A 10,651-nucleotide genomic window follows, 5' to 3' on the forward strand; every position below is an offset into this window, starting at 1 on the left:
CCTTAAAAATAGAAATCTTTGTTATAAATATTTGAAATATAGTATTTGATTATTAAATACAATTATACTATTAATATAATCTAAGGGCAATGTTATAATTTATTGGAAGTCATCTGTTTTTTATTAAATTCTAATGTTAAAATTAGATATTTATTATTAATTACGAGGTGAAAAAATGGTTAAAACAAGATATAATTTTAACAAAAAAGTCATTATAGGACTTCTAATACTTTATTTTATAATAAATTTAATGTTTTTAACTAAGTTTCCTTTTGTTCATTCAGATGAACCTTGGCTTAGTGGCTTGTCTAGAAATATTATGGAAAAAAAAAGTTTTGCTGTTACAGAAACATTTTTTGATTTATATGAAAGAAATCCACATGCAATTAAATCCTTATTCCACTTATTACAAATATTATTTTTAAAACTATTTGGATATGATATTTTTACCTTTAGATTATTATCTTTAATTATGGGAACTCTGACATTATTCTTTTTTTATAAGCTTTGCTATATTCTATTGAAATCAGAGAAATTAGCTTTGTTTTCAACCTTCTTATTATCAATAGATATTCAATTTATTTATGCATCCCATTTTGCTAGACAAGAAATAATACTGCTATTTATCCTTACAATTGGTCTATATATTTTCTATAAAACTAATAGGTTATCAAATTATTATAAAGACATAATGATAGGCGTTCTAGTTGGAACAAGTATAGGTATACATCCAAACAGCTTTATAATTTCTCTTCCATTTGTATTCTTATATTTATATGAGATTTTTATCACAAAAAAATTAAAATTTAAAAATCTTACAATATACATTGTAGTGGTTTCTTTATTTGCTTTGTTCTTTGTCTTTCTTAGTTTTAAATTTGATCCTAATTTTATAAACAATTACTTCAGTTATGGAAAACAATTTGGAGTAAATAAACCTATAACATCTAAAATTAAACAAATAAAAAATTTTTACTTAAAACTTTATTACGGTATCAGTGGTACATACTATACACCTAATATAAAATTTCAGTTTTATTTATTTATCGCAGTATTTCTTACTGCCTTTGCTAAGCTATTTTTTAGTAAAAAAACTTCTAATAAAGATAATTTTCTTTCTATCATTTTAGTTATCTTAGCCATAAATGCTGGGATAATTATTATAGGTAGATTCAATGCAACAAGTGTGATATTCCTTTTTCCATCATTTTATATATTAACAACCTATATAATAAAGGACATAAAAAAATTCAAATTACTATATATAGCTTTATTGTGTATCATCCTTATCATTAATACAACTAGTAACATACTTCCATACTTAGGTGATAGTTATTATGATTACCTTAACGAAATAGGAAAAGTGGTAAAAAAGAATGATACAGTCTTAGCTAATTTGAATTGTGAATATTATTTTGAAAACGGAAAGCTATATGATTATAGAAATCTTGCTTTATTAAAAGAACATGATATGAGCTTTTCAGAATATATATATTTCCATGACATTAAATATATAATATATTCAGAGGAAATGGATTTTATATATAATACTAGACCTGTATGGAATTCAATATATGGAAATACTTATTATTATTATGAAGATATGAAAAAATTTATAGATACTAAATGTACCCTTGTCCATGAATTTAAAGATAATATGTATGGAATTCGAATAGCAAGATACATTCATACTAGAGATTGGTGGATAAAAATATATAAAGTAACCGAGTAATAGCTTACAAGGTTACTTTTTTTTATTCCTTTATTTTATTATGAAGTTCTTTTACTTTTTCAATAAAGCTAGTGCTTAATCTGTCCCTTGGCCTATCTAGATTATTTACTATTATATCTTTAATACCATTAGATGATTTGCCCATTGCTATTATTCTATCTGATACAAAAACTGCTTCTTCTATATCATGGGTAACAAAAACAATAGTAGCTTCTGTTTCCTTCCATAATTGAATTAAAATATTTTGCAACTCCGTACGAGTTTGAATATCTAAACTACCAAAGGGTTCATCCATTAATAAGATATCTGGTTTCATTACTAAAGCCCTTGCAATAGCTACCCTCTGCTTCATTCCTCCAGATATCTCATGTGTATAATAATCTTCATACCCCTCTAACTTAACCATCTTTAAATACTCTTTAGCCAATTCTATTCTTTTTTTTAATTCTATATCTTTTTTATTAATATTTAATGGAAATAAAACATTCTCCAAAACTGTCTTCCAAGGAAAAAGTTGATTAAAATCTTGAAATACCATCATACATTTAGGACTTGGATCTAATATTTTTTTACCTTCTAAAAGAATACTTCCTTCATCATATTTATCAAATCCTGCAATTAAACTTAACAGTGTTGATTTTCCACAGCCTGAAGGTCCTACTATAGAAATAAATTCTCCTTTTTTTACATTAAAGCTTACTTTATTTAGTACATTTACTTTCTTGTTATCTTTAATAAAAGACTTAGACAAATCCTTTATTTCAAGTAATGCACTCATATAGTCATACCCCATTTTCTAATAGTCATTTTTTCAATTCTATCGAAAAGTAAATCCTCAACAACTATTCCTATAAATATAATAACTATTAATCCTCCAAATAATCCAGGTGAATCCATAAATACTCTCTTTTTAAAAATAAACCATCCAAGGCCACCTGTACCTCCAACTGCACCAAAAACCATTTCTGCACTTATAACTGCTCTCCAAGCTCTTGCCCATCCTATCTTTAAACCTGTTATAAAGTAAGGTAATGAAGCAGGAATTAATATATGTCTAATAACCCCCAAAGTATTTAATCCACAGTTTTTTCCTATTTGTCTATATATTTTAGGAATTGACTTAAAACCCGTAAGTAAATTAAGTATTAATGGCCATAATACTGAATGTACTATTATAAAAATAATAGCCTTTTCACCAATACCTAGCCAAAGAATGACTAATGGAAGTAAAGCTATGCCAGGTAAAGGATGAGCAATAGATATGATAGTTTCAACTAATCCTTCAAAAACCTTTGATTGCATTGAAAGTCCTGATAGTATAATAGCAATTAATAGTCCTATTATTAACCCCTTTAAAATGAGACTTAATGAATATAAAGTTTGAAAAATCATATCTCCCTTTAATACATCATCTGTTAAGGAATACAAAATTGTCTCTATCCTAGGAAAAGAAGTGGGATTGAATACTTTACTCATAGCAAGTCCTTGCCATATCAATGCAAATATTAATATCCAAAAAATCCGTAAAATAAATTTATTATGAATAAATTTATTTTTCATAACTAACATCTTCCCATAATACTTCTTCTAGATTTTCAAAAGACTTAGATATATAGTTATTTCTTTCCATAAAATCTGCAAAATCCTTTAATCCCTTTACTTCTTTACTATATACTGTTTCATCGGCTGTAATGTATGTTAATATCTCTTCTTTTGGTAAGTCATATTCACCAGCTAAAATTTCTGCTGCTTCTTCAGGTTTTTCATTTATAAATCTAATTGCTTCATGTAAAGAATCTACAAAAGCTTTATATTCAACAGTTTTTTTATCGTGAAACTCATTTGTTGTTACACCAATAATAAAAGTAAAATCTTTACCCATAGCTTCTTTACCAGTTAATACTTGATGAAAGCCTTCATTATCTAACTCTTTGAAAATATAAGGTGGAGAAGTAAAATGAGCAGTTATATCTTTTTTAGCTAATAAAGCATTCATACCATCAGGATGTGCCATAGTAACTAATAAATTATCAAGTTTATGTGCGTCCTTAAAAGTTTTTTCACAAGCCATAGATAAAAGTATGTGCTGAATACTACCAGGTTGTGGTAAAGCAATTCTATCATTTGATGTAAAATCCTTGATAGATTTTATATCACTTTTATAAGTAACTAATCCAATAGGCATAGAGGATAATCCACTGGCAATTTTCCAATTCATTCCTTTATCTAAACCAATCAAAAACGGTGGAATAGCCATAAATCCAATATCTACTTGATTTGCTATCATGCCCTCTCTTATCGCTGCAGTATTCCCCATTTGTTTCCATGTTATTCGTGCCCCTGGTAAGTTTTTTTCCATAATTCCTTTAACCTTCATTATTTGAAGTGGAGCATATGCTAAACCATATTGTTCAGCTATTCTTATTTCATTATTTTGTGATATATCTTTCTTGAATTTACATCCACTTAATGAAAATAACGTAACAAACACCACTAATAGAAAGTATAAACTTTTGTTTCTTGTAATTCTTTTCATAGGTCTCTTCATCTCCTAGTTAATATATTTTATACTGTGTTACAAGATTATTTCCCTCTTCATCGTATATTTTTAAATGTTTAAAAGCTCTGTTTATATTATTTGCAAGAGTTTCATTATCTTTTCCAACAATAATCATATATCCCGCTCTAGCAGTAGCATTTACGATTTTCTTTAGCTCGTCTCCAACCTTAAAATTGAATTTTGCCTCTACTATTCCTGGTAAGTTATTAATTTCTGTTAAATCACTTAAATCTTTAATTTTACCAGGTCTTGCAAAAAACAACTGAACAGATGCTTTCTTATTGTTTTTTAGTAAATCATATTTTTGGAGCTTTGTACAATCTACTTTTTTGCCTAATGAATAATCTATAACCATATCTAAAATATCTATCCCTGTTAGTAAAGGAATTAATTGATCCTCGTATGCTCCACCAATTCTACAAGCTACTTCATTAACTTTAATACCTTCATTACCTATCAGCATCTGAAAATAAATAGGCCCTTCCTTAATCTTAAAGGCTTCAACTATTTGCCTTGTAATATCATAAATATCCTCATGATATTCATACAAAAATTTTGAAGGAAAGTCATGTGCTAAACATATTCCAATATGTTTATTACTAGTAAATGTAACTCTATCAGTAACTAAAATTATATGAGTATTACCTTCATGTACCCAACCACTTACAGTAATCTCTTCACTTTTATAATATTCTTCAACCAATACTACATCTTCTCTAGAAAAGCTTAATGTGTCTTCAATCTTTTCCCTTATTTCATCTATGGAATTTAATTTAAAAATACCTCTTTGACCTTGACTATCAACAGGTTTTATAACAACTGGAAACTTAATATTCTTTAGTTCTGATTCTTTGAAGTTTCTATTGATAAGTACATAGTTTACAGTTGGTATATTATTATCATCAAAAACTTTTTTCATTACTCTTTTGTTTGTAACTGCCTTTGCAGTATCAACACTCAAAAATGAAGGAATTTTTAGTTCATTTGCTACTTTAGCTACTGTATAAATTGGTTGATCAGTCCCTATGGTCATAATACCATCAATATCATATTTCTTAGCTACTTTCATGTTTCCTTCAACATCAAAGGTGCTAACTAACTCACCATAATCACTAATCTCTTTACCCGGTGCATCTTCATAATAATCTGAAACTATAGTGGTAATTCCCTTTTCTTTGCTTCGTTTTATGGCATTAATCTGATTATTTCCTCCACCTAATATTAAAAGTTTCATTTTTTCTAGTCTCCTTATTTTCTAGTATCCTTAAAGATAGCTTTTATATATTTGAAACTGAGGCCCCGATTTCAAAAATTTATTAATAAGTTTACAATCTGAATAATATATAAAAAGTTTAGTAAATAACTTGATAAGCTTTAAATAATTATAATTGGAGCTACCATATTTCCTCGGTTTATGCTCAACATATACATTCCCTATATTTCTAGTAATTTTAAGTGTTATAGCAGTTATATATACAAAGGGAGTTTTATCCCTTTTTATTTCTTCTAAAATATCTTTTTTAATACAACGAAAACTACTAACTCTTATATCCTTTGGTTTTTGACAAATAATATTAAATAGAAAATTAGTCATCTTTGAACCAAAATTTCTTAAAAAATTATGTTCTTTTTTTTGAGCTATACCATATACAACATCATAGCCTTCATCCATTTTTTTCATTATTTTTATTATTTCTTCTGGTTGATGCTGCAAATCATCATCCATAGTAATTATATAATCATTAGTAGCAAATTCAAATCCACATTTTATTGCATTTTGCTGACCAAAATTTTTCTTAAGTTTTATAACTTTAATATTTTTATTTTTACTATAAATCTCCTTCATCTTTAAAAAGCTATTGTCTGTGCTATAATCATCTACTAAAATAATCTCATATTTCTTAAAGATATTATTTAATACTTGAGATAACCTATGACATAACTCGTCTAAAGAATCTTCACTATTATAAACAGGAATTACTACAGAACCACTACTCCACATTTTTAAATCTCCTTTAATATTTCATCTAATTGATGTACTACATAATCTGCTTCTTCAATAGTCATATTTGTATATAATGGTAACCTCAATAGTGTCTTGCTAACTCTTTCTGTTATTGGCAAATCCCCTAATTTATATCCTAACCCTTGTCCCATGGAAGAGCTATGTAATGGCTCAAAATGAGTAGCTGCATATATACCAACATTTCTTAATTTGTTTATTACTTTATCTCTAATTGTTTCATTATCTAATATAATATAAAAAAGATGATGATTTGAATCTTGATGTTCCCATAAAGATGTCATTCCCTTTATTAAGCCAGATTCTAAATGTCTATTTAAGCCATCAATATAATAATGAACTATTTTCCCTCTTCTTTCTTTTATAACATCTAAATGTTGTAACTGTCCATATAGTAGTGCCATTAAAATATCGGATGGTGTATAACTAGAACCAATATCTACCCATGTATATTTATCTACTTCCCCTTTTAAAAACTTATTTCTATTAGTTCCTTTCTGTCTTATAATCTCAGCTCTTTCAATTAACTTATCATCTTTAGAATTAATAACTAATGCCCCACCTTCTCCACTTATATAATTTTTAGTTCCATGAAAACTATAGCAAGCTAAATGTCCCCAAGTTCCTAAAAATTTATCTTTATACTTAGAATTAACTGCTTGAGCAGCATCTTCGATTATATAAAGATTATATTTATTAGCAATATTGATTATCCTGTCCATCTCACATCCTACTCCACCATAATGAACTGGAATTATTGCTTTAGTATTTTTTGTAATCCTTTTTTCTAAATCATCGGGATTAATATTCAGAGTAGTTGGTAATATATCAGCAAATACTGGTGTTGCTCCTTGAAGCATCACAGAATTTGCTGTAGATGGAAAAGTAAATGAAGGCATTATTACCTCATCTTTAGGTCCTAAATTTATAAGCATCATAGCCATGTCTAATGCATGTGTTGCAGAAGTTGTCATGAGAACCTTTGGTATTGAAAATACTTCTTCAAGGAAAGAAGATACTTTAGAAGTAAAGTATCCATCTCCACTAACACTTTCCTTATTAAAGGCTTCCTCAATAAATTTAAGCTCATTTCCAGTTAAATAAATTTTATTAAATGGTATTTTCATCATAATCACCGTTGTTAATTCTATTGTTTATTTTGTAAAGCATCTCATTAGCTTGTTTATAAGATTTTATTGTTCCTGCATCTATCCAATCGCCATCTAAAAAATCATATGTCAATTTTCCTTTATCAATATACACATTGTTAACTGTAGTTATTTCAAGTTCTCCTTTAGGTGATAAAGGAATATCTTTAATAATATCAAAAACTTCACTGTCATACATGTATATACCGGTAACAGCATAATTACTTTGAGGGATAGTAGGTTTTTCTTGTATGTTAATAATTTTTTTCTTATCTAATGTTGCTATTCCAAAGTGATATGGATCTAAAACTTCTTTTAGTAATACTTTAGCACCGTTTTTTTGTTTTTTAAATTTACTCACATAGGGTTTAATGCTTTTAGTAGTAATATTATCACCTAAAATCACAGTAATTAAATCTCCAGAAGCAAATTTCTCCCCTAATAAAAGAGCATCTGCTATGCCTCTAGGTTCTTCCTGAACTTTGAAAGTAAAATCACAACCAAATTCTCTACCACTTCCCAAAAGATTAACCATATTTCCCATATTTTCTCTACTTGTTATTATTAAAATATCCTTAATATCTGCTGATACTAATTGTTTTATAGGATTATATATCATAGGCTCTTTTCCAACAGGTAAAAGATGTTTATTTATGCTTTTAGTTAAAGGAAATAATCTTGTTCCTTTGCCACCTGCTAATATAATGCCTTTCATACACTTCCCTCCCAAGAGCCTTTACCTTTATTTAAGTTCCTTATCAATATACCACTCAATTGTTTTTTCTATTCCACTTTCAAATTGTATTATAGGATTCCAACCAAGTGTATCCTTTAATTTACTAGAATCAATTCCATACCTTTTATCATGTCCTTTTCTATTAGTTACAAATTCAATTAAATCCTCACTAACACCATTGATATCTAAACCTCTAGTTTGTAATATTTCTTTAGTTTTTTTTATAATAATTCTAACTATATCAATATTTCTTTTTTCATTATTACTACTTATATTATAAACTTCACCACTAGCACCTTTATTCAATACTTTATATATTGCATCACAATTATCCATAACATAAATCCAATCTCTAATATTAGTACCATCTCCATAAATAGGTATTTTTCTTCTGTATAAACAGTTTGTAATGACCTTCGGTATGAGCTTTTCATTATGCTGATGAGGTCCATAATTATTACTTGACCGAGTTATTATTGTCGGTAGCCCATAGGTATTATGAAAGGATTGTACCAATAAATCTGCAGAAGCTTTACTAGCAGCATATGGATTATTAGGTTTCAATACTGATTTTTCGTTAAAAAAACCTGTTTCATTTGACCCATATACTTCATCGGTTGAAATCTGTATAAATCTATTTATTTTGCTATTTAATGAACATTCTAACAATGCTTGTATACCTAATACATTTGTTTTTATAAATTCTTCACTACTTTCGATACTTCTATCTACATGTGATTCTGCAGCAAAATTAATTATATAATTTGGTTTATAAAAATTGATAATATATTTCATACTAGTTTTATTGCATATATCTTCTTTAATAAAAGTATAATTGTCATTATTCTTTATTTCTTCAAGATTTTTTAAATTCCCAGCATACGTTAACTTGTCTACGTTTATAATGCTTATATCATTATTATTTTTAAATAAGTATTTTATGAAATTTGAACCTATAAAACCTGCGCCACCAGTAATAAGCAACCTTGTCATTTCAACATCTCCATATTTTATATTTAAATTTTTACTTTATCTATTTCTGTAACATTATAACATAAAAATATGATATAATAATTATTAGCTTATAATAAAGGAGAATTTCTATGAAGAAGATTGATTGTTTAGGTGATGTGTGTCCTATTCCAGTTATAAAAGCAAAAAAAGAACTTCATAATATGAAGTCTGGAGAATCTTTTATGATAGTAACAGATCATAGCTGTACCTTGGAATCTCTTGTTGAACTATTAAAAAAATATGACGTAGAATATAACGTTGATGAAGTAATTAATGGTGTTTGGGAAATAACTATTACTAAATGTTAGCACAAACTTTCTTTCCCTATTTCTTTAAAATACTCAATGAATTCGCTAACTGCTTTTCTCATTCTTTTATTATTTTCATTTATTAAATACATTTTATATTCTAAAGAAAAATCTGAGATTTTTATTAACTTTAATCGTTTTTCATATAATTCTTTTTTTATAGAAATATAAGGCAGAAAAGCAACTCCATATCCTTTAAAAATAGAAGATTTAACGGATTCAGTTGAATCGCTTTTATAAAGAATATTTAATTCATCAGGTTGATGTCCTAAACTTTTAATCTTATCTAATAAAATTTCTTCAATATTTAGATTATCATTTAGTAAAACAAATGGGTATTTTAAAAAATCTTCAAATTTTATTTCATCATCTATTTTATAATCATATGATGCTACTAAAACAAGATTATCAGTTCCTATTTCATAGTAAGCTAAAGAACTATCATTTGGTTTCCCATAAACAACCCCTATATCCGCAATATTATTTCTAATATTCTCTTCTATTGCTTCAAATGAATTTGATATTAATTCATAATTATGATGTGGAAATTTATTCTTTATTTTATACAAAACACATGGTAATGCATAAGTGGCTATTGGCCAGCATGCTTCTATCTTAATAGTTCCACCATTTTCCGAATCCTCTTTTAAATGTTCCATCATAGCTTCATAAGTTCTTACAAGATTATCAGCATATTTTAAAACTATCAATCCTTTTTCTGTCAATTCTACTCCTTTATTACTTCTTTTTAGCAATTCATATCCTAAGCTTTCTTCTAGTTTTTGAATCTGTTGACTAAGAGCTGGCTGAGAAATATGAGCATCACTTGCAGCCTTTGAAATACTCTTAGCCTTAGCAACCTTATGAAAGTATTCAAAACATTCTATATGCAAAATGGGTTCCCCCCCTATTATCTCATTAATTTCAATATATTTAGTTTGCTACTTTTGTTAACATTATTACAACATATAATTTTCATATTATGTTAAATATATACTTTTTCCCAATTGCTAGAAACTTATTTCTTTGTTATTATTATAATTGTCCTATACTATTATTGTCAATAAAACGACAAGATAATCAATCTGTATTTTCTTAAATTTTCTTTTATAAACTATATTTATATGTTC

General features: G+C 27.2%; 11 protein-coding genes. 2 read left to right on the forward strand and 9 right to left on the reverse strand.

All coding sequences use genetic code 11. The features are described 5' to 3' along the window. Window positions 1-175: 175 nt before the first annotated feature. On the forward strand, window positions 176-1,732 hold the full coding sequence (locus L21TH_RS05600; RefSeq protein ID WP_006311310.1) for an ArnT family glycosyltransferase: 1,557 nt from the start codon (window positions 176-178) through the stop codon (window positions 1,730-1,732). Between the two features lie 22 nt (window positions 1,733-1,754). On the opposite strand, the gene L21TH_RS05605 is transcribed toward L21TH_RS05600, so the two are convergent. Genes L21TH_RS05605 through rfbB form a run of 8 tightly spaced genes read right to left on the reverse strand, consistent with a single transcriptional unit; the run spans window position 1,755 to window position 9,192 of the window. Further along, complete coding sequence (locus L21TH_RS05605) at window positions 1,755-2,510, reverse strand: ABC transporter ATP-binding protein (protein ID WP_006311311.1); 756 nt, start codon at window positions 2,508-2,510, stop codon at window positions 1,755-1,757. After that, a complete protein-coding gene (locus tag L21TH_RS05610) occupies window positions 2,507-3,292 on the reverse strand; it encodes an ABC transporter permease (RefSeq protein ID WP_034429434.1) in 786 nt (261 codons plus the stop codon). Before L21TH_RS05610 ends, L21TH_RS05605 begins: the two co-directional genes overlap by 4 nt. Then, a complete protein-coding gene (locus L21TH_RS05615) occupies window positions 3,282-4,268 on the reverse strand; it encodes an ABC transporter substrate-binding protein (RefSeq protein ID WP_006311317.1) in 987 nt (328 codons plus the stop codon). Before L21TH_RS05615 ends, L21TH_RS05610 begins: the two co-directional genes overlap by 11 nt. Window positions 4,269-4,287: 19 nt before the next feature. Continuing rightward, window positions 4,288-5,526, reverse strand: coding sequence for an ATP-grasp domain-containing protein (locus L21TH_RS05620; protein ID WP_006311318.1), 1,239 nt, complete (start codon window positions 5,524-5,526; stop codon window positions 4,288-4,290). 30 nt (window positions 5,527-5,556) lie between these two features. Next, window positions 5,557-6,294: a glycosyltransferase family 2 protein gene (locus L21TH_RS05625; RefSeq protein ID WP_006311319.1), complete on the reverse strand. Its 738-nt coding sequence runs from the start codon at window positions 6,292-6,294 to the stop codon at window positions 5,557-5,559. 2 nt (window positions 6,295-6,296) lie between these two features. Then, window positions 6,297-7,442 (reverse strand): dTDP-4-amino-4,6-dideoxygalactose transaminase, encoded by a 1,146-nt coding sequence (rffA, locus tag L21TH_RS05630; protein ID WP_006311320.1) that lies wholly within the window; start codon window positions 7,440-7,442, stop codon window positions 6,297-6,299. Next, window positions 7,426-8,178, reverse strand: a complete 753-nt coding sequence (locus L21TH_RS05635) for a sugar phosphate nucleotidyltransferase (protein WP_006311321.1) — start codon at window positions 8,176-8,178, stop codon at window positions 7,426-7,428. Before L21TH_RS05635 ends, rffA begins: the two co-directional genes overlap by 17 nt. Before the next feature lie 27 nt (window positions 8,179-8,205). Further along, complete coding sequence (rfbB, locus tag L21TH_RS05640) at window positions 8,206-9,192, reverse strand: dTDP-glucose 4,6-dehydratase (protein ID WP_006311322.1); 987 nt, start codon at window positions 9,190-9,192, stop codon at window positions 8,206-8,208. 110 nt (window positions 9,193-9,302) lie between these two features. On the opposite strand from rfbB, the gene L21TH_RS05645 reads away from it, so the two are divergent. Beyond that, window positions 9,303-9,521, forward strand: coding sequence for a sulfurtransferase TusA family protein (locus tag L21TH_RS05645; protein WP_006311323.1), 219 nt, complete (start codon window positions 9,303-9,305; stop codon window positions 9,519-9,521). Here the strand turns inward: L21TH_RS05645 and L21TH_RS05650 are convergent. Next, window positions 9,518-10,414: a LysR family transcriptional regulator gene (locus L21TH_RS05650; protein ID WP_006311324.1), complete on the reverse strand. Its 897-nt coding sequence runs from the start codon at window positions 10,412-10,414 to the stop codon at window positions 9,518-9,520. The genes L21TH_RS05645 and L21TH_RS05650 overlap by 4 nt on opposite strands. Between the last annotated feature and the right edge of the window lie 237 nt (window positions 10,415-10,651).

This window comes from Caldisalinibacter kiritimatiensis, assembly GCF_000387765.1.
In the GTDB taxonomy this organism is placed as follows: domain Bacteria; phylum Bacillota; class Clostridia; order Tissierellales; family Caldisalinibacteraceae; genus Caldisalinibacter; species Caldisalinibacter kiritimatiensis.

Bases quoted from the DNA above. Each gene is read 5' to 3' on its own strand.
- L21TH_RS05600 (WP_006311310.1), top strand. From the start codon at position 176: ATGGTTAAAACAAGATATAATTTTAACAAAAAAGTCATTATAGGACTT.
- L21TH_RS05605 (WP_006311311.1), bottom strand. From the start codon at position 2,510: ATGAGTGCATTACTTGAAATAAAGGATTTGTCTAAGTCTTTTATTAAA.
- L21TH_RS05610 (WP_034429434.1), bottom strand. From the start codon at position 3,292: ATGAAAAATAAATTTATTCATAATAAATTTATTTTACGGATTTTTTGG.
- L21TH_RS05615 (WP_006311317.1), bottom strand. From the start codon at position 4,268: ATGAAAAGAATTACAAGAAACAAAAGTTTATACTTTCTATTAGTGGTG.
- L21TH_RS05620 (WP_006311318.1), bottom strand. From the start codon at position 5,526: ATGAAACTTTTAATATTAGGTGGAGGAAATAATCAGATTAATGCCATA.
- L21TH_RS05625 (WP_006311319.1), bottom strand. From the start codon at position 6,294: ATGTGGAGTAGTGGTTCTGTAGTAATTCCTGTTTATAATAGTGAAGAT.
- rffA (WP_006311320.1), bottom strand. From the start codon at position 7,442: ATGAAAATACCATTTAATAAAATTTATTTAACTGGAAATGAGCTTAAA.
- L21TH_RS05635 (WP_006311321.1), bottom strand. From the start codon at position 8,178: ATGAAAGGCATTATATTAGCAGGTGGCAAAGGAACAAGATTATTTCCT.
- rfbB (WP_006311322.1), bottom strand. From the start codon at position 9,192: ATGACAAGGTTGCTTATTACTGGTGGCGCAGGTTTTATAGGTTCAAAT.
- L21TH_RS05645 (WP_006311323.1), top strand. From the start codon at position 9,303: ATGAAGAAGATTGATTGTTTAGGTGATGTGTGTCCTATTCCAGTTATA.